Genomic DNA, 18,466 nt, shown 5'->3' with positions numbered 1-18,466 from the left:
TTAACTACGATATCCCTTATTCAGAAAAAATAGGTTCACTGAGCTCCCACTATAGAATGCGGAACATATAGTTCTTCTAGTGATGAAATTTCTTCAGAGGTTAATTTCACAGATAGAGCTTCTACTGAATCTTCGAGTTGAGAAATTTTCGTAGCACCTACAATAGGAGCAGCTACAGATTCTTTTTGCAGCAGCCATGCAAGCGCAATATGAATACGGGGTACACCGCGCTTCTCTGCAATTGACGCCACTCGCTCAATGATCAATCGATCTGCATCAATAGTAGAATCATATTTTGCTTTTTGAATTAGATCTGTTTCGGATCTTTGCGTGGTTTCCGACCAGTCGCGAATCAGTCTTCCAGATGCTAATGGACTATAGGGAGTCACCGCAATTTTTTGGTCCTTACAAAGTGGCATCATCTCCCTTTCCTCTTCGCGGTAGATGAGATTCAGGTGATTTTGCATGGATACAAAACGAGTCCATCCATTTTTCTCCGCCACATGTAATGCTTTTTGAAATTGCCATGCATACATAGCAGAAGCACCGATATATCTGGCCTTTCCAGACTTCACCACATCATGCATAGCTTCCATGGTTTCTTCAATTGGCGTGTTGTAATCCCAACGATGGGTGATATAGAGATCCACATAATCGTTCCCTAGTCTCTTTAGACTTTTATCTATCTCGCTCATTATAGCTTTTCGGGAAAGCCCAGCACCGTTTGGACCTTGATGCATGCGCCCCCAAACCTTTGTTGCGAGGACAATTTCATCCCGATTTGCATAATCCTTTAGAGCTCGTCCTATAATCTCTTCACTGGTTCCACTTGCATAGATATTCGCTGTATCAAAAAAGTTGATGCCGAGGTCCAGCGCTCTTTTTATAATAGGACGGCTGTTCTCCTCATTAAGCACCCATTGATGCCCTTCTGGCTGCACATCTCCAAAGCTCATACAGCCTAGGCAAATCCGAGAGACATCCATACCTGTATTTCCAAATTTAATATATTCCACAATGTAAACCTCCTTCTATTTATATAGATTAATTTCTACAGTTGTTCAAACCATTCATCATCGACAGCTTCAAACCATTCTGTTTCCCCTGGAGTCATGGCCAGATGCACGAACCAGCTATCTTTTGTCGCACCATGCCAATGTCTTACGTTAGGTGGAATATTGACCACATCACCTGTTTTAAGTAATTGGGCAGATTTTCCTTCTTCTTGATACCAGCCGTTGCCGCCAGTAATTAACAGAACTTGTCCAATGTGATGAGCGTGCCAATTATTGCGAGCACCTGGAGCAAAGGTTACATTTCCAATTGCAGTATTAAGAGGAGTAGGATCTGTAAACACCATTTGCAAATAAGCATCACCCGTAAAGTTTGCTTTAACTTTTTCCCCTAACGGAAAAATGGTACTGTTATCCTCTTATTCTCCCGCAGGAAAGTCAGTTGAAGCGGCCAGTTCAGTCTGCGTCTCGTAGTCAGCAATACGGGCTTTCAAGGTCGAAACGGTGTTTGCCAGTGCTTGAGAACCGAGTACCATTCTCATTGGCGCAGGTTCTTGATCAACGCTCTCAATGATTCGGGAAACCATAAGCACTGGATCACCGGGAGCTAGTCCATTGGAAGGGTCGAGCATATTCAAGAAGCTGTGCGCCGGATTTTCATCGTATTCTGGCATCAGGTTCGCTACCTGTGCACTGCCATATCGAAACTCGGTACGGGCGCCTCCTGGCTCAACCAATGTAATACCAATGTTAAACGGTGCAACCTCTTGAGCGACCGATTCGCAAAATCCCTCTATACCAAATTTGGTGGCATGGTACATTGAATTACCTGGAAAGGCAACCTGACCACCATAGGAGGAGATCTGAATAATTCGCCCGCCACCCTGAACACGCAGATGCGGCAGAGATGACCGAATTAGCTGGATGGATCCAGTTAGGTTAGTCGCGATGATATGATCAATCTCGGCGTCTGAGAGTTCCTCGGCTGCACCGAAAAGGCCATAACCTGCATTGCTTAGGATAACGTCGATATGTCCAAACTTCTCAAAAGAGCCGTCAACAAGTTTATGAATAGCAGGAACATCGGTTACATCCAGTGTCTCGCAAGTGAAGGTATCGGGATAATTCTCGATGAATTCGGCGACCTTGTTTTTGTTACGGGCAGTTCCGATAACCTTGTCACCCTTCTCAAGAAGCTGTTTTGTCATCTCATAACCAAAGCCACTACTAACACCAGTAATAAGCCATGTACTCATAATTAATTCCTCCAAAATTTTATTTCGTTCTTTTTTAATTAGATTTCGCTGCTGCTTCATTCACACATCGTAGAGCATTCAGACTGCGCGGGTAACCTATGAAAGGTAGGCATTGAGATATAATTTTGATCAGGAATGACTTATCATTTCCAAGCCTGATATTGGCGGCCGCATGGCTGGTTAACTGAGGTTCACATCCACCCTGGGCAAAGAGAAAGCAGAATGTAATCATCTCTCTTTGTTTGTAGTCGAGTCCTTTTCGGGTATAGTAATCGCCAAAGCAGTTAGCAGCAAGCCAATGATTAATGTGTCGACTCTCTTCCGGACCGGATTTCCAGAATTGTTCCATGCTTTCTCCAAAAATTTCTACTTGTGCTTGAATTCCTGCTTCTAAACGATTCTCTGTGGTTGTAGTTGCCTGACTAGGTAAAGGTAGTTCCACACCTCCGGCAGTCAAAATATCATTTACCGCATGCAGAAAGGGAAATACCCTTCCAATGCCAAGGTAAGGCACTGACTGATAGACAATTTCCTTCGCTTCCACAGGAGTAACACCAAAGTTTAGTGCTGCTGGAAGCATGGCTTTAAACTCGTCAATCCCTTGACACCCAATTAAAACAGACAGAATGACCATCATACGAGTACGATCATCCAAATCGTCCTGATTTACCACTTCATCAAAAGCAAAGTTATCGAACCGTTCAATAAACTCTGGATCTGTTGTTAATAATTTGGATTCATAGCCCGGGAACATTCTTTCATGGTACTTATTTGCTGCCTCCGTTATTCTCATGATTCAAACCTCCTCTTAATTTAATAAAAGCTGGTTTATCGCTTTCTGTAGATACTTTTCCGTGAGATCTCGATTCCTATTAAAAGTTTATCTTTTTCGGTTATTTCATAGTCGACTTATCTACCCGAATAACGGTATGAAAGTTACAGATAAACTAAAGATGAGTCAATCCTTTGATTGACCCATACTTCATCAGAATAAACAATTACAATGTAGACATATCGATTACAAACCGATATCGTACATCACCACGAAGGACATGTTCATATGCCTCGTCAACTTGGTCCGCACGAATGACTTCGATCATTGGAGCGATTCCGTGCTCAGCCGAAAAGTCGAGCATCTCTTGAGTTTCTTTGATACCACCAACGTTTGATGCAGTAATGCTCCGACGCCCAGCAAATAAGGAAAAAACATTGTATTGATCTGGTTTGTTTGGCAGACCCAAATTAACTAATGCTCCGTCCACATTAAGTATGGATAGAAAGGCATCGACATCTATATTCGCAGAAACTGTGTTTAAAATTAGATCAAATTGACCTGCCAACTCAGTAAATGTGGCGGGATCATTCGTTCGATAATAGTGATTTGCACCAAATGCAAAGGCTTCTTCTTTTTTGTTCAAATTATGACTTAGGACAGTTACTTCAGTGCCCATCATATGGGCAAACTGAACTGCCAGATGACCAAGTCCTCCCATTCCCACAATCGCAACCTTCTTACCTGGTCCAGCGTTCCAATGTCTAAGAGGCGAGTAAGTGGTAATGCCTGCACACAACAGTGGGCTTGCCACATCCAGTTCTAAGGCATCCGGAATACGTACAACAAACTTATCTTTCACAACGATTTTCTGACTATATCCACCATATGTTAGATTTCCGTCGTAATCTATAGAATTAAATACGACGACGACACCTTTCTTACAAAACTGCTCTTCTCCTCTGAGACAGAAGTCACATTCCCCGCACGAGTCAACAAAGCAGCCTACGCCAACACGATCGCCAGCAGTGAATTTTGTCACACTACTACCTACAGCAGTAACAACACCTGCAATCTCATGACCCGGAACCATCGGGAAAACTCCGCTGCCAAAATCATCATGAGCATTGTGAATATCAGAATGGCAGATACCACAATATTTAATATCTATTAAAACATCATCTGGCCTTAAATCTCTACGTTCTATGGTTGTTAGTTCAAATGGTGTCTTTGCCGCTGGAACACATAGTACTCGAGTAGTAATGTTGTTATGATTGTTACACATATTACAACAATCCTTTCTAATAAAAGATGAATTCCATAATTAATGTTCATAATTATCTTAATGAACTTATGTCTATTATTATAATTGATTTGCATTTGAGGTCTATTGTCAATTTCAAGTGATTTGTGCATTAATAAATAGAATGATTGAATTTGTTTATTATTTACTGATTTATATTGAAAAATAATAAACATTTGTTAATAATTAAAAACAAGTACAAAAATGTATTTTCTCTATATTTATGATGATAAAGAAAGTTCGGTGGGCAAAATGACTAAGGTCGATAGAAGAATTCTTAAAACCCAGGAAGCATTAAAAACAGCAGTAATTAAACTAATGGCTGAGAAAAATTTTGATGATATAACCATTCAAGATCTTTCGGATCAAGCAAATGTCAGCCGTGGGACGATTTACCTCCACTACATGGATAAATACGATTTGTTGGATAAACTTATTGAAAACCATATTAATGAGCTTCAGGAGAGATGCGAAGCGGCAGCTGATTTGGATTTTGTAACTGGGTCTCTGATTTGGACGGAATACTTCGAAAGTAATTACGATTTTTTCTCCATGATGTTAGCGAGTAAAGGAGCGCCTTTCTTTCGCAACCGGTTCCTTGAATTTTTGATTGAAGAGTTCAAAGATGAAGTAGATAACACAAAGGGGAAAAACGAAGGGCTAAATAAAGATCTTGTCGTACGATTTGTGGCTTCCTCGTATGTGGGCGTAGTTGAATGGTGGTTTACGAACAAAAGGCCTGTAACTCATCAAGTATTAGCAGAACAGTTAGGGGCCTTGTTGGATAGAATTTGTGAGTAATAGGTGCAAGTTCTTGGCTTAATCAAAGATTGTACCCATAAAACAGAAAATCCGCGCTGGGCGCGAATTTCGTACAGTATATTTAATATTTTATTTTTCACTAGTTTATCTCAACTTTAGCCTTTACAGTAGCACCCGCTACGGATAACGGTAGGATGACATCCTCATTTACATCTCCGATATGCACGACCTCATAAGGAGCAATATGTGCGTCATCAAAAAGCACTGTAAAAGCACTCCAGCCATCATAGTAGTATATGCCACCTGCATGTGCATCTGAAGTCATAGGAACTCCCTGAATTGATGGCTTGTTAGGAAGTGAACTGTAGTATTCGTGACCTGCATATCGTTCTAGGGTTAATTCCATTGGTAACATATTTAGTATATCTTCTACTGTACGGTTACTGTTTAATGTTGCTGTATATTCTTTTCCATCTAAAGTTAATTTTATTGACTTCCCCATTGCTCTCTCCACTCTCCTGATGAATTCAGAAGCCCATCGTATTCTAAACTTACTCAGGCTTATTCACACCCAAGCTACTACGGACTTCCAATCCCGGCGTTACAGCTAATTTAACAATTAAATCAGCAACACTCTTACGTGATACTTCCGACCCCTTAAACAATTCGCCTTTCTGAGTTGTTTCATAGTCGATTTCATTCTTATTGGTAAACCATGCGGGTCGCAATATCGTATAGTCAAGATTTGAAGCCTCAATGACTTGAGCTGACTTTCGATATGGGTTTAAAATGCTACCATATTTCTCCCCTGGAACTTCATCATAAATGCCCATAGAATTGATGAAAATTAGGCGTTTTACGCTGCTCGCATTCATAGCTTCTACAATGTTCTTAGCCATTTTTTCGAGGTTGCCAGCTAGATTGGCATAGACAACGTCTTGGCCTGCCATTGCTTTTTTTAATGTTTCCAAATCCATAACATCGCCTTCAATAACACGAGTGCGATACGGATCAAGTTTTCTTAGGTTGCCAGCATTCCGTAGGAAAAGCGTTAACTCAGCATCCGTTTCTTTGAGGAATAAATCGATAGCATAACCAGCAATTCCTCCGTTTGCTCCAAGAATCAATACTTTGGTCATAATTAATACTCCCTTTCATCTTTAAAAGTTAAAGCTTCGACATATCAATAACAAATCTGTATCGAACATTACTTTTGAGGACTCGTTTATACCCGAACTTAGATTAGAACGTCATACCCAGAACTGGATGTGGCACATAAGATTCTTCCAATAAGTCCATTTCTTCAGGTGTCAACTTAATCGAAAGTGCAGCTACTGCGTCTTCAATATGAGAGATTTCAGTTGTTCCAACAATTGTAGATGTAACGGGCTCCTTGTGAAGCAACCAAGCAAGTGCGATTTGTGACATCGGTACCCCCCTTGTTGCAGCAACTTCGGCTACATGTTCAACGACTAGTCGATCTGAATCAGCTGTTGAGGAATATATCGCTGTTGCGATTGCATCAACTTTGGCACGCTCGTCCGTTTCCCCCCAAGGTCTTGCCAATCTTCCAGCAGCCAGCGGACTCCAAGGCATTACTGCGATTTTATCTTCCTTACATAGTGGCATCATCTCTCTCTCCTCTTCTCGGTATAAGAGATTGTAATGATCCTGCATAGCTACAAACTTGGTCCAACCATTACGGTCAGCAGCATGTTGTGCTTTTAAGAACTGCCAAGCATACATCGTGGAAGCGCCAATATATCTAGCCTTACCTGCCTTCACGACATCATGCAAAGCTTCCATAGTCTCTTCTATAGGCGTATTGTAATCCCAACGGTGGGTATAATAGAGATCGACATAATCGGTTCCTAGACGCTTAAGTGTTTTATCAATTTCACTGATAATAGCTTTGCGGGAAAGCCCACTACCATTTGGACCTTCACTCGTTGGGTAAAAAACTTTAGATGCTAGGACGATTTCATCCCGGTTGCCATACTCCTTTAGGAGCCGTCCAATGATTTCTTCACTCGTTCCGCCCGAGTAGACGTTCGCAGTATCAAAAAAATTGATTCCTACATCAAGTGCTTTTCTAATCATAGGACGACTGCGTTCTTCATTAAGTGCCCACGGAAAATCGCCTCGTTCTCCTATACCAAAACTCATCCCTCCAAGACAAATTCGTGATACATCCAAACCTGTATTTCCAAGTTTTACATATTCCATTCTATAGTTCCTCACTTTCATTTCGTTATATTTTTTAGATGTACCGTATAAATTAACTTGAAAGTTGCTCTGTTAGGTTACATCTGTGTATTATTATATATAGATATTAAAGGTCTACAATTACTAATTGACCGATATTTGTGCATTAGTTCACAGATTGATTCAAAATAGCTAATATTTATAGAAAGCAGTGATCCTCATATGCCTAAAGTAGATAGAAGAATACTTAAATCTAAAGAAGCGATAAAACAAGCGGTTATTGAACTTATTTCCGAAAAAAACTTTACTCAGATTACGATACAGGATATTTCCGACAAAGCAAACGTAAGTCGTAGAACGATTTACCTTCATTATCTAGATAAATTTGATCTGCTGGATAAGCTTATTGAAGAACATATTAATGAACTAGAAGAACTACGTAATGCATCAGTTGAAATGGATTTTATAGATGGAGGTTTGATTTGGTTTGAATACCTAGAAAGCAATTATTTATTCTTCTCGACGATGTTAGCCAGTCAAGGCGCCCTCTCTTTTCGTAATAGATTCCTTGAATTTGTCATGGAAGGTTTAAAGGATGAAGTGACTATAGAAGAAGGGAAAAATGAGGGGTTCAATGAAGAGGTAATTCTTCGATTTATTGCAGCGGCTTATGTAGAGGTAGTGGAATGGTGGTTTAAGAATGAAATGCCTTATCCACCTCGTGAAATGGCCAAACAAGTGGGAATATTGATAGAGAGGATTGTATAGTCAGTATCTTAAACAAGGATGAATTATCCCAATTTCACGTAGCCATTCAGATACAGCTTCTTGTGCAGTTGTCACTTCATTACACTCTATATCAAAGCCTTCTAAGACGTTTTGCCTCCGGGACAAGCTCTCTGATCATTTCAAAGCTCTGTCCAGATCCATATCCACATGAGTAATAAAAGGTACGATGGTTTTTCCTGAAAAATCATATTCAGATATAAACGATGCAATTGGAGCAACTTGAATAGGTTCCTATTATTCGGAGTTTGTTATAGTTTTTAATATGGCGTACATCCAATAACTTTAACGTCGCTTGATCTGCAGCCAAACGGACAACCAGGATAATTGCGCTATTTAGTGAACAAACCCATAGGCATCCAGATTGGCAAAATAATTTATTGAGATCACCTCGTATAGGTCCTGATGATAGAATCGCCATTCTAGCGAATGGAGCAGCAAGAAAAATTGATCCTGACCGTAATTCATATATCGTTCCATTCATACGTATTCTTCTCCCCCTGCGAGTGAAACAGAAATTCATGCTTTATTATAAATGGAAGTTTTAGTGGAAAATTTTGGGTAGATATGTTAATAGAAAAATGGTAGATTATTCTATGGTTGATACCTCAGCTTGTTCGTGTTCGATATATGTATTAGGATTACGCGCAAGTCGGGAGATATGTTTAGGCTTATATAATCTATATTTGGGGCGGGTGTCTGCATGGACAAAAATTCTGGTCATAGAACAAACGTTATAGGTGCGGGTGAGGTTGGCATCGCCATCTCGGTCGATATGAATACGAATGCTATTCATGAAACAAACAGCTTATTTTGGGATACAAAAGGAAATGATGTTTTAGGAGCTACCGCACTACCTTTATATGGAGCATTTGTCTCAGAAGAACAATGTCAACTTTTTGGTGATGTCTCAGGGAAAAAGTTGCTGGAGATAGGCTGTGGAAGCGGCCAATCTTTGCAATATTTGGGGGAACACAATGCATCTGAACTATGGGGTACGGATATATCAGAGAATCAAATCGAAAAGACTAGGCAACTTTTGACGGCGCACGGACTTTCAGCAAATTTGATCTGTTCTCCCATGGAAGAAGAATGTGGCCTGCCAGAGGATTATTTTGACTTTGTTTATTCGGTTTATGCCATAGGCTGGACAACAGACCTTGAGGGTACTTTTAGCCGGATTGCTTCTTACCTTAAAAAAGATGGATCATTTATTTTCAGCTGGTCTCACCCTATACACAAATGTGTTGTTGCAGAAAATGATATGCTTGTTTTCAAAAAATGTTATTTCGATGAATCTTGGTATTCAGTATCTCTTGAAGAAAGTACGCTAACCTTATCGGATCGTAAATTATCAACCTATGTGAATGCGCTCTCTAAAGCTGGATTTGTTATCGAGCAAATGATTGAGCAATCTGATGATGAACTTATGCAGTCGCGGGACGATAGAAGCGATTTTGCAAAAAAAGCAAAGATGCTTCCTGTAACTTTTGTAATTAAAGCAAGAAAACTCTAGCATCCGATACCTATTGAACAACCTTACAACGTAATAATTATTATTCTAAGCCGATCCAGAAAAGGATCGGCTTATTTGATAGCTTTTTTAAGATCAATCTTGTCTGTTCTCAACAGATTTCATACGGTTTTGATCATCTGGCACTCGGTCATTACTGAATTCCTGGCCTGCTTCTACTTCACCATGACCGGAAGCACTTCGGGCAAAATTTGTGAACTGCCTCTTCTGCTCATCTAGCTTATGTTTACTTTTAAGAAGCTCCTGCGGATCTTGATTTGTCATCATTATCACCTCGCAAAATGGATTCATGCTGTTTATTCGCACTACATAAGTTTTCCATAATAGAGCGGTGCTTATGCAAGATAAAAAAACTCCTGCTCACCATAAGCAGAAGTTTCTAAATGAAGTTCTATTTAACGAAAAATATCAATTATTTTATGCAAAACAAGGTATTCCAAAACAATAATCCCACCGCAAATGAGTATAAAAAACTGAAGTCTTGCCGTATTCATTCTATCCTTCCAATACTCTCCCCGGAATAAAGAAATGATGTTAGGCGTAAAAGTATGCCTAATCGATTCGTTATAATCATCATTATCCACGAAGAACACGCGAAACAAAAATCTATATACTGGAATATTTAAGAACAGTAACAAAATGATCATCACAAGACTCAATGTCCTCTCCTCCCAAGATCCACTTATCTTAATTTTACCACATGAGTAAATGTAGAAATCGGAAACTGATGACAACTTTATAACCGCTCCACTAAAAAAGACCTTTCCTTTATAGGAAGGCCATTATTGAGTAATATTCACTTTCAGCTGCGTAAACGACTATTTATGTTCCAACCACTTACACTCAGTAATTTCCATTTCCGTGAAGACACCTTTAAATGAAGAATTCTCTGGGCTACAAGCATATAAGCCAAAATTTATTTCCTCATTCCCTTCAAACAAATGAAAAATACGCATCTGTTCAAATGTAGTTCCATCCAAAGAGCTTTCAATACAGAAATCACTTTCACGTCGACTTAGTCTATAATACATTGTTTTAATATTTGCATCGATATCTGTTGTTGCCCAATCTGAATATCCGTGATTTGTAACCACACTTCCAAGTCTTTGGAATTCCTCATTTTCATATTCTACCGATGCTTTGAACCAATTGTCACTGTCCTGATAGATGACTATCCCACACTGCTCGTATCTATTTGCACTATCATAATCTGTTCTTACTATAAATGAAAAATACTTCTCAGCAGTTTTCATTAACAGTGCAGGTGAATTATCATTTCTAAAACCATAATAGGTTCGTTGCCAAAAATCTGTATTCGGCATCGTTACAAATTCAATCCTGTTTTCTGTAATAGAATAATCATTGATTGGATTTATCCAAAAAAGCTGTTCTTTATTAAAGTTCATTGCTCTACTCCTCACTTTTTATAAAGTTTTGTCAACCATTTTCATTGCTAAGATTCCAAATACAATTTAAATAGTTTTCAGCAGTTCATCCTAATAATACCATTTGAAGAATATAACGCACATCATTTTCTAATCTTTTATATTGAAGTATCCAGAGAATTAAATAAAAAGGTTGTCCCGTTCACATAAGCTCTCAAAATCGCTTGAGCATATGGCTGCTCTTCAATCAAACCCTCGGTCTCTAGCGGATTCTCTGCATGAAAGCTATAGGCTTCGATTATTGCCATGACTAAGAAGCACTCTAGCTTCATTATATGTTCATCTTCCAACTTTCTGATTCTCTGATATCCTTCGACGAAATAAGCTCTTTGTGTTGGGTATAATCCCATAATAGCCTGAGCTATATCGTAAAGATGGTAGCCGAAGCCACACCTGCCAAAATCAATAGGGTACGGTTCATTATCCTGAAAAATGACATTTCCATTATGTAAGTCCGCGTGGATCATCCCATAATTTTGTTCATGTCTTGTGATCGTTTCGAGACATGTTGCCACTTTAGTGGCAGCTACGGAATACAACTTAAAACCCTCATCCGATATGAAATGTTTGCGATGTAGACTTAGGTGATCCCAGTCCCGTTTAAAGCTCAGTGCACCCCAAGAAGGACGAGTAAAGCCGCTGGAAGGACTAAAATCAGAGCTGGCCTCATGAAGCTTTGCCATCAATGATCCTGTTTTACGGATGCCTTCCTCCGTTAGTTCGCTTTTGTCTACATGCTTTCCCTCGACCCATTTCATTAAGCTCGAATAAAACCGTTGTCCGTCACACACCGACGTTTCCGTAATAAAGGCCCCTTCACGATTGATTACAGCTTCGGGCAAGATGAGGCCCTTACTCTTCAATGCGAACAACCACTCTATTTCTGAAATGGTTCCTTCGCGTTGTTTGTTATTCGGGTGAATACGGAGCAAGAACTGTTCCCCCACTTCGCTTACAATGCGGAAGGTGACATGTTCGGATACTTGAATGAAGTGAATGGAGTTCCAGTCTATTTCGTATTCCTGCAAAGCATGAAAGGCCGCTTGCTTTACTTGTCTCAGAGTTCGGAGTCGATTCTCCTCAGTATTGATCTGAAAGCCGTTATTCATTGCTTATCTCCTTTGTCTACCATACTTCCATCATTTTAACAGTCTAGACGGATAGCTGTAATGATAAAGAATGAATATGAAAAGAGTTTTCTCTTTTTGACTCACCTATAAAAATAGGGAATTCATTGCCATTTAGGCATGAAATTCCCTACTCTTCAAATCTAATAAGATTCTTCTACAAGCGAAATTGCAACAGGTTCTATGACATTAGTATAAGTGCCATCACCAAGCTGGGCTAACCCATTATACCCCCAGGTCAGCAAGGTCCCCTCCTCACTAACCGCACCGCCGCTCATATAACCTGCACTAATAGCGACGATACGACTGCCAATGTTGAGCTTAGAAGCGAGGGAACGCTCCGACTCAGCACTACCACCGAGCTGGCCCTCATTGTTCGCTCCCCATAACCATACGTTTCCATCGCTTTTCAGAGCCATGCTATGCAAGGCGCCAGCGGATACACTGATAACTGAACCAAGATCCAAGGCTTGAACGGGAGTATAATGATCTTCGGTTGTCCCATCCCCCAAGATTCCCTTAACGTTCGTTCCCCAGCTCCATACGGTTCCGTCCTTTTTCACTGCCATGCTGTGATAAAAGCCGGCAGATACGGAAGTAACGCTGCTTAACTCAGCAACCTGCACTGGGGTCACGTGGTCGATTTTTGTGTTATCTCCGAGCTGACCGTAGGCATTGAACCCCCATGCATAAACCTGACCATCGTGGCTAACCGCTAGATTATGAAAGGCTCCGGCTGAGATCGATGCGATTGAGTCCAAACCTGCAACCTGCACCGGTAATGCACTATCCTCGGTGGTTCCATCTCCAAGCTGCCCATATGTGTTAAGTCCCCATGCCCACACCGTTCCATCGGACAACAACGCTAACGAATGCTGCTCACCTGCTTGAACCGCTATGACATTCACTAATCCAGTCACTTGCTGCGGCACAAGCTGGGGCGCCGACGTACCATTACCCAGCTGGCCCACGCTATTGCTTCCCCATGTCCAAATCGTTCCGTCCGTCGCGAGCGCGATGGAATGGTCTTGTCCAACGGATGTGGCGCTTATCTCCGGCAAGCCAACAATTCGCACAGGCTTATTACGAGCAATGGTTGTGCTATCACCGAGCTGGCCCATCCTATTATTGCCCCAAGCCCATACGGTACCATCCAGCTGTACAGTCAATGTATGAAAGGAATTCCCGTTGCCCATGCTCATAATGGGACCAACATTACTTACAACATCAAGTGTACTAACCTTCAACTCGTTACTAATTGCTGATTTGTTCCCTGCTTCGTCTATAGCTTGTACTACAAAGGTATACTCCTGTCCAGCCTTCAAGTCGACGGCCGTGTAGACCGTTGTGCTAACTGTTACTTCTGCCAACAGATCAGAGTCCTTATATAGAACATATTCCGCAACTCCGACATTATCCTCGGATGAAATCCATGCCAAGCTAATGCTATCTGATGTGCGACTGAAAAGAGTTAGCTCGGGCGTACTCGGTGATTCTTGATCGGTTAGAGGGAGTTTCTCTTCCTTCGTTGTTGGTGGGTACGCTTCCGCTGGAAGCGTACTTGCGGTTAAAGGTGGACTTGTTTTTGACACGGGTCCGGATATGTTTACGGCTTGGACCGTAAATGTATAGCTCCGGTCGGAAACCAATCCCTTCACCGTATACTCCGTTAATTCGCCTGAATCGAAGGTATAGACCACATCGGTTACGCTAGGATTGGTAGACTCCATTAGATTTACCTTATAACTCACATCCGTGTTAGAGGTTCCCTCTACGGCATCCCAGGTAAGGCGAATGCTTGTGGAGGTTGAATCGCTGACTGCCAGATTCGCTGGTGCAGCCAATAGCTTTACTTGTTCAAAAGAGCGTCCTTTTGCATCTCCTACAGACGGGAATTGAATGACGGATGGAAATATAAGAACTAACACCAACATTAAGCTCATTTTTTTTATCGGAAATAGCTTCCTTGCCATTTTTAATCACTTCCTATCAAATAAAATGGATGGTTCCTACCTCAAATCTTGAATTACTTAATCTCAATTCCGGCGCTGGCATAACCTGTTACAGTATTTATCAAGCTTAGACCGGAAGCCGTCGAAGAGAACACTAACATTAAGCGATCGCCAGCCTGAACAGCCGTATTTATGCCTTTGACTGATCCGTCACTAGTAGATCCAATAGAAATTATTCCTGTCAAACTAGGCGCCAAGGATACTGCTGAACCAATAATAGGTGTAAAACTGTTGCTATTACTATCCGCTTTATATATTTCTGCTTGAACGTTTATGGTCGTGCCTATTAAAGAAAACGCTAAAGTTGGGCTGAAAAAAGCATATATTGAAGTGATCGTACCATTACGTGGAACGATAAACGCTTGGTTGTACGGATCTTTTGTAGGATCAGAACCATTACTTCTGGTTAAATCTATTTTTCCACCTACTATACTAGCTCCTGAGTACGAACTGCCAAATCCAAGCATCGCAACTGTACCTTTTAATCCCCCGACGATTGTTGTTACAGTAATTGGTGATCCGGAAGAGAATGGAATTATAGTTGATGCGCCAGATGCCCCGGTAGCTCCGGTTACCCCTTGAATTCCTTGTACTCCCGTAGCTCCGGTTGCGCCAGTTACTCCTTGAACTCCTATTGCACCTGTAGCTCCGGTAGTTCCAGTCACCCCTTGAACTCCTTGTGCGCCTGTATCACCAGTTACGCCTTGAATTCCCTGAACTCCTTGTGCCCCGGTAGCTCCGGTTTCACCTTTAGAGACAAGGAGGGTAAAGTCGTTATTTATATCAGAAGGTACTCCAGATGGGTTGTTTATAGTAACGATGTAGATACTTCCTAAATAAGTAACGACTTGTCCTGCATGATAGGAAGTCGCTGAATTGAACGGAGCAATGCTATCAAGACCAATGCCAGTTGCGCCAGTCGATCCGGGAGCACCGGTTATCCCTTGAATACCCTGTGCACCCGTTACGCCAGTTGACCCCATCGCTCCATTAGCACCCGTGGCACCTGTTGCCCCATTTGCTCCGGCTGCTCCAGTAGCCCCGACAGCACCAGTTGCTCCGGTTGCACCAGTAGCTCCAGTAGCCCCGACAGCACCAGTAGCTCCAGTTGCTCCGGTTGCACCAGTAGCTCCAGTAGCCCCGACAGCACCAGTAGCTCCAGTAGCTCCAGTTGCGCCAGTAGCCCCGACAGCTCCGGTTGCACCAGTCGCTCCATTAGCACCAGTAGCCCCGGTTGTGCCAGTAGCTCCAACAACCCCAATTGCCCCGACAGCTCCGGTTGCACCAGTCGCTCCGGTCGCACCAGTGACACCTTGCGGTCCACTTGAACCAGATGCCCCATTTTGACCCGCTGGACCGGTAGCACCTGTGTCTCCTTTTTCCCCTTTCGAACTAGTCTGGCCTACAGCCCCTAATCCCAACACTTCAACGAAGGATGCCATTCCTCCATTATGAATAAGCGTCACCAAAGACCCCGCAGGAAACACGCCCTTGCCATTGTCCCCGAACAGAACAGATTTGCTATTGATTTCGAACTTCTCTGTCTGACCGCTGCTGCTTAAGAGTTCGATCGAATTTTTGGACATCGAGACGACAGAGCCATGGATAATCCGATCGGATACCTTGCTCGCAAATATTTCAGTCTTAGACAAGATAGCTGCAAACTCGGCGCGAGTAGCCGTCTGCTTAGGCTTGAAAGTATTATTAGGGAAGCCAGATATGACCTTGCGGTTAACTGCGGCATTAATGTAGCCTGCTGCCCAGTCCGATGCGTCTAATGCATCCGAGAAACCTATGTCGCTATCCCTAAACTCGATAGCCTCGGATTCCTTGCCTGCGGCACGAATAATTAAACGTGTTATCCACTCACGACTTGCTTGCTCTTTTCCCCAGATTACGGTGCTGGGTCTCCCTTCCTCGCTTGGAACCACGAGGCCAATGTCAATCGCTTGTTGTATCCAAGCAGTAGCCCAAGAATCTACGGTGAAGGGTAGACTTCCACTAGTAACCTTAGGCTGTTCATATCCCATGAACCTGAGCACCATAACAACCGCTTCCTGATTCGTGACTGGACGGTTAGGACTGAAGTTGCCGGTACCGTCTCCTTCGATTACCCCAAGCGTGGAAGCTTTAGTGATATACTGATATGCCCATGAGGTAGAATCGACATCAATGTAAGCTGCTGCACTTGCCCGGGGTAGAATACTGCTATAAGCAGGGCTCAAGGGTGCAATCAACTGACTCATCAGAATAAATGCCATTGAGCTCTTGTAAGCTAACTGCTTGCCACTTTTCTTGCCACTTGCCTTCGTCCTCTTTAATCTTGCCATTACTAAATCCCCCTCAAATTTATAAAGTTATGTATTGCTTCAAATAATCGCGATTAACCATGACGCTCGGATAATCCGGTACATAGCCCCCAGCTATCTCATTGTGATAATGCGCTTGTTCGTATTGTCCTAAGCGATCGTAACAGACGCATAATTGCAAATGCGGCAGCCACGTCCATGCCGGAAGGTCTACTCTAGCGTTAAGCTCAGTCGGCTTTGGTACTTCCGTGGCTAGCTTGTACCAAAAAGCAGCATTCTCGAACCGTTGTTCGATTAGCTCATAAGACCCTAATTGACAACAGGCTTCGGCTCGGGGAGGCGACAAGGCAAAAGCTTGAAGTACTTTAAGCTTGGCTTCTTGAAAGAGACCTAATTGTGACAATGCATCTCCGGCACGCCGACTCGCAAGTAGCTTGTCCTCCAACCAGCCATTCGGCATGACAATGAAGGCATCGTACTGCTCTATCGCTCGCTGCCATTGGCCGTGATCGTATAGCTCGTTGGCATAATAAAATAAATCCCGCGGAGTGAACCTCGTTTGCGCTTTCAACATCCCCTCATAGATGAGAAGATTACGCGAGGACTGCGTATGCTTTCGATCATGTGTTATGCCTAACTCGGCATAGAACACATTGCCTGCGACCTCAAGGTACTCATGAACGACTCCAATCCAACGGAATTCACAATTTCGTCTTAGAAGGCGATTACGTCTCAAGCTCGAAGTTACACTTCCGTCTTTGTCACAGTCGAGATAATAATGCATCGATACAGCATCGATATCCCATGGTAGTTCGGATACGATGGACTGGAAAGCCTTTGCATCCTCTAACTGCAGATAATCGTCCGCATCCAACCACAGCAGGTACTCTTGAGTAGCGAGACTGAAGGCATAATTTCTTGCCTTGGAGAAATCGTTCACCCATTCGAAATCATAAACCCGTGCTCCATAAGATGCCGCGAGCTCTTTGGTCCCATCACTCGAACCTGTATCAACAATAATGATCTCATCGACAAGCTCCCTCACGCTGGATAAACAACGTCCTAAGGTGTGCTCTTCGTTTTTTACAATCATGCATAGGCTGACAGTGACTTTCTTTGTGCCACTATACAAGGAAGAAGTTAAATCGAATCCCCACTTGCTTATGGCCATAGCACGATTTAAGATTAATCGGTTATTGTACCAATCAGGATCATTAGGATCTACTGAAGGAGGTTCCTTCCGGAAGACTACGCATCCTTCGGCTATGTAAATATCCAGGTTCATAGATAACGTGCGATAACACAGATCGTCATCCTCGTAAGATTCGACCTCAAATCGCTCATCAAAGGACCCGATCTGCTCAAAGTAGCGACGGGGTATCATCATTAGTAAACTGACAAGTCTAGGAACCCGGGTCCAAGACATTGATTTCCCGATGGAAAGCATCGATGACGACTGATAGAGTTGCTCCATGTTCTGATATACAATCGGAATCCGTTGAGCGCCGCTAACATCATTCATCCTCGGACCCACGATTGCAGCATTGGAATGATGGTCCAGACAGCCCGACAACTGTTCTAACCATCCCTCGTTAACCATAATCTGATCGCGGATGAATACAAGATGATCTCCCGAAGATGACACCGCGCCCAGATTGAATGCTGCTGCAACCCCTTTGCTCCGGCTATGAATGACATGAACGCCGTATTCATACGCAAGGTAATTCGACACTTCGGCAGATTCGTTATCCGAGACGACAATCAGCTCATAGGACATAGACGTATATTTCTTAATCCGATCCAGACATTGTACGGTCAGGTTAAAGTGCTGAGCCAACAATATAATGCTAATATTCAATCGCTTTTCCTCCTATATTCGACATTTTCCCTAAATCTACCATTCTATTAGCGTTGCATTCAAGACAACCAAAGTTGCTATTAG

At 42.4% G+C, this 18,466-nt stretch carries 19 protein-coding genes; 3 read left to right on the top strand and 16 right to left on the bottom strand.

Annotated features, from left to right (window positions below; genetic code table 11):
• Window positions 1-35: 35 nt before the first annotated feature.
• The 5 genes from NSS82_RS17285 to NSS82_RS17265 all read right to left on the bottom strand — a co-directional run bounded on the left by NSS82_RS17285 (window position 36) and on the right by NSS82_RS17265 (window position 4,326).
• The gene (locus tag NSS82_RS17285; protein ID WP_076273197.1) at window positions 36-1,016 is read right to left on the bottom strand and encodes an aldo/keto reductase; all 981 of its coding nucleotides are present in this window, start codon (window positions 1,014-1,016) and stop codon (window positions 36-38) included.
• A gap of 35 nt (window positions 1,017-1,051) precedes the next feature.
• Window positions 1,052-1,366 carry a cupin domain-containing protein gene (locus NSS82_RS17280; RefSeq protein WP_254924485.1) on the bottom strand — a complete coding sequence of 105 codons (315 nt, stop codon included), beginning with the start codon at window positions 1,364-1,366 and terminating at the stop codon, window positions 1,052-1,054.
• A gap of 66 nt (window positions 1,367-1,432) precedes the next feature.
• Window positions 1,433-2,269, bottom strand: a complete 837-nt coding sequence (locus tag NSS82_RS17275; RefSeq protein WP_076273195.1) for an SDR family oxidoreductase — start codon at window positions 2,267-2,269, stop codon at window positions 1,433-1,435.
• 34 nt (window positions 2,270-2,303) lie between these two features.
• Window positions 2,304-3,062, bottom strand: coding sequence for a carboxymuconolactone decarboxylase family protein (locus NSS82_RS17270; RefSeq protein ID WP_076273194.1), 759 nt, complete (start codon window positions 3,060-3,062; stop codon window positions 2,304-2,306).
• 205 nt (window positions 3,063-3,267) lie between these two features.
• Window positions 3,268-4,326: an NAD(P)-dependent alcohol dehydrogenase gene (locus NSS82_RS17265; RefSeq protein ID WP_076106613.1), complete on the bottom strand. Its 1,059-nt coding sequence runs from the start codon at window positions 4,324-4,326 to the stop codon at window positions 3,268-3,270.
• A gap of 270 nt (window positions 4,327-4,596) precedes the next feature.
• Between NSS82_RS17265 and NSS82_RS17260 the strand changes: the two genes are divergently transcribed.
• Window positions 4,597-5,145, top strand: a complete 549-nt coding sequence (locus NSS82_RS17260) for a TetR/AcrR family transcriptional regulator (RefSeq protein ID WP_076099158.1) — start codon at window positions 4,597-4,599, stop codon at window positions 5,143-5,145.
• 100 nt (window positions 5,146-5,245) lie between these two features.
• On the opposite strand, the gene NSS82_RS17255 is transcribed toward NSS82_RS17260, so the two are convergent.
• From NSS82_RS17255 to NSS82_RS17245, 3 genes are all read right to left on the bottom strand, one after another.
• Window positions 5,246-5,608, bottom strand: a complete 363-nt coding sequence (locus NSS82_RS17255) for a cyclophilin-like fold protein (protein ID WP_076272605.1) — start codon at window positions 5,606-5,608, stop codon at window positions 5,246-5,248.
• A 49-nt stretch (window positions 5,609-5,657) separates the two neighbouring features.
• Window positions 5,658-6,245 (bottom strand): SDR family oxidoreductase, encoded by a 588-nt coding sequence (locus NSS82_RS17250; RefSeq protein WP_076272604.1) that lies wholly within the window; start codon window positions 6,243-6,245, stop codon window positions 5,658-5,660.
• A 103-nt stretch (window positions 6,246-6,348) separates the two neighbouring features.
• Window positions 6,349-7,332 (bottom strand): aldo/keto reductase, encoded by a 984-nt coding sequence (locus tag NSS82_RS17245; protein WP_076272603.1) that lies wholly within the window; start codon window positions 7,330-7,332, stop codon window positions 6,349-6,351.
• 201 nt (window positions 7,333-7,533) lie between these two features.
• On the opposite strand from NSS82_RS17245, the gene NSS82_RS17240 reads away from it, so the two are divergent.
• Window positions 7,534-8,079, top strand: a complete 546-nt coding sequence (locus NSS82_RS17240; RefSeq protein ID WP_076272602.1) for a TetR/AcrR family transcriptional regulator — start codon at window positions 7,534-7,536, stop codon at window positions 8,077-8,079.
• Window positions 8,080-8,433: 354 nt separating this feature from the next.
• Here the strand turns inward: NSS82_RS17240 and NSS82_RS17235 are convergent, their stop codons facing one another.
• Window positions 8,434-8,577 (bottom strand): hypothetical protein, encoded by a 144-nt coding sequence (locus NSS82_RS17235; RefSeq protein WP_176462520.1) that lies wholly within the window; start codon window positions 8,575-8,577, stop codon window positions 8,434-8,436.
• 223 nt (window positions 8,578-8,800) lie between these two features.
• Between NSS82_RS17235 and NSS82_RS17230 the strand changes: the two genes are divergently transcribed.
• Complete coding sequence (locus NSS82_RS17230) at window positions 8,801-9,613, top strand: class I SAM-dependent methyltransferase (RefSeq protein WP_076272601.1); 813 nt, start codon at window positions 8,801-8,803, stop codon at window positions 9,611-9,613.
• Between the two features lie 93 nt (window positions 9,614-9,706).
• Here NSS82_RS17230 and NSS82_RS17225 read toward each other — a convergent pair whose 3' ends face one another.
• The 7 genes from NSS82_RS17225 to NSS82_RS17195 form a co-directional block, all read right to left on the bottom strand.
• On the bottom strand, window positions 9,707-9,898 hold the full coding sequence (locus NSS82_RS17225; protein WP_036677120.1) for a hypothetical protein: 192 nt from the start codon (window positions 9,896-9,898) through the stop codon (window positions 9,707-9,709).
• Between the two features lie 128 nt (window positions 9,899-10,026).
• Window positions 10,027-10,290, bottom strand: coding sequence for a hypothetical protein (locus NSS82_RS17220; protein WP_081386600.1), 264 nt, complete (start codon window positions 10,288-10,290; stop codon window positions 10,027-10,029).
• 159 nt (window positions 10,291-10,449) lie between these two features.
• Window positions 10,450-11,037 (bottom strand): DUF1349 domain-containing protein, encoded by a 588-nt coding sequence (locus NSS82_RS17215; RefSeq protein WP_076099164.1) that lies wholly within the window; start codon window positions 11,035-11,037, stop codon window positions 10,450-10,452.
• Window positions 11,038-11,174: 137 nt separating this feature from the next.
• A complete protein-coding gene (locus NSS82_RS17210) occupies window positions 11,175-12,185 on the bottom strand; it encodes a phosphotransferase enzyme family protein (RefSeq protein WP_076272600.1) in 1,011 nt (336 codons plus the stop codon).
• A gap of 161 nt (window positions 12,186-12,346) precedes the next feature.
• A complete protein-coding gene (locus NSS82_RS17205) occupies window positions 12,347-14,146 on the bottom strand; it encodes an RCC1 domain-containing protein (RefSeq protein WP_340960208.1) in 1,800 nt (599 codons plus the stop codon).
• Between the two features lie 83 nt (window positions 14,147-14,229).
• A complete protein-coding gene (locus NSS82_RS17200) occupies window positions 14,230-16,545 on the bottom strand; it encodes an exosporium glycoprotein BclB-related protein (protein ID WP_081386599.1) in 2,316 nt (771 codons plus the stop codon).
• Between the two features lie 19 nt (window positions 16,546-16,564).
• Window positions 16,565-18,382: a glycosyltransferase gene (locus NSS82_RS17195; protein ID WP_081386598.1), complete on the bottom strand. Its 1,818-nt coding sequence runs from the start codon at window positions 18,380-18,382 to the stop codon at window positions 16,565-16,567.
• Between the last annotated feature and the right edge of the window lie 84 nt (window positions 18,383-18,466).

This window comes from Paenibacillus sp. FSL H7-0735 (assembly GCF_038008505.1).
Lineage (GTDB): Bacteria > Bacillota > Bacilli > Paenibacillales > Paenibacillaceae > Paenibacillus_AQ > Paenibacillus_AQ odorifer.
This window is presented reverse-complemented; position numbering and strand designations above follow the sequence as displayed.

Bases quoted from the DNA above. Each gene is read 5' to 3' on its own strand.
- NSS82_RS17210 (WP_076272600.1), bottom strand. From the start codon at position 12,185: ATGAATAACGGCTTTCAGATCAATACTGAGGAGAATCGACTCCGAACT.
- NSS82_RS17215 (WP_076099164.1), bottom strand. From the start codon at position 11,037: ATGAACTTTAATAAAGAACAGCTTTTTTGGATAAATCCAATCAATGAT.
- NSS82_RS17235 (WP_176462520.1), bottom strand. From the start codon at position 8,577: ATGGAACGATATATGAATTACGGTCAGGATCAATTTTTCTTGCTGCTC.
- NSS82_RS17265 (WP_076106613.1), bottom strand. From the start codon at position 4,326: ATGTGTAACAATCATAACAACATTACTACTCGAGTACTATGTGTTCCA.
- NSS82_RS17230 (WP_076272601.1), top strand. From the start codon at position 8,801: ATGGACAAAAATTCTGGTCATAGAACAAACGTTATAGGTGCGGGTGAG.
- NSS82_RS17200 (WP_081386599.1), bottom strand. From the start codon at position 16,545: ATGGCAAGATTAAAGAGGACGAAGGCAAGTGGCAAGAAAAGTGGCAAG.
- NSS82_RS17255 (WP_076272605.1), bottom strand. From the start codon at position 5,608: ATGGGGAAGTCAATAAAATTAACTTTAGATGGAAAAGAATATACAGCA.
- NSS82_RS17245 (WP_076272603.1), bottom strand. From the start codon at position 7,332: ATGGAATATGTAAAACTTGGAAATACAGGTTTGGATGTATCACGAATT.
- NSS82_RS17205 (WP_340960208.1), bottom strand. From the start codon at position 14,146: ATGAGCTTAATGTTGGTGTTAGTTCTTATATTTCCATCCGTCATTCAA.
- NSS82_RS17240 (WP_076272602.1), top strand. From the start codon at position 7,534: ATGCCTAAAGTAGATAGAAGAATACTTAAATCTAAAGAAGCGATAAAA.
- NSS82_RS17275 (WP_076273195.1), bottom strand. From the start codon at position 2,269: ATGAGTACATGGCTTATTACTGGTGTTAGTAGTGGCTTTGGTTATGAG.
- NSS82_RS17250 (WP_076272604.1), bottom strand. From the start codon at position 6,245: ATGACCAAAGTATTGATTCTTGGAGCAAACGGAGGAATTGCTGGTTAT.
- NSS82_RS17260 (WP_076099158.1), top strand. From the start codon at position 4,597: ATGACTAAGGTCGATAGAAGAATTCTTAAAACCCAGGAAGCATTAAAA.
- NSS82_RS17225 (WP_036677120.1), bottom strand. From the start codon at position 9,898: ATGATGACAAATCAAGATCCGCAGGAGCTTCTTAAAAGTAAACATAAG.
- NSS82_RS17270 (WP_076273194.1), bottom strand. From the start codon at position 3,062: ATGAGAATAACGGAGGCAGCAAATAAGTACCATGAAAGAATGTTCCCG.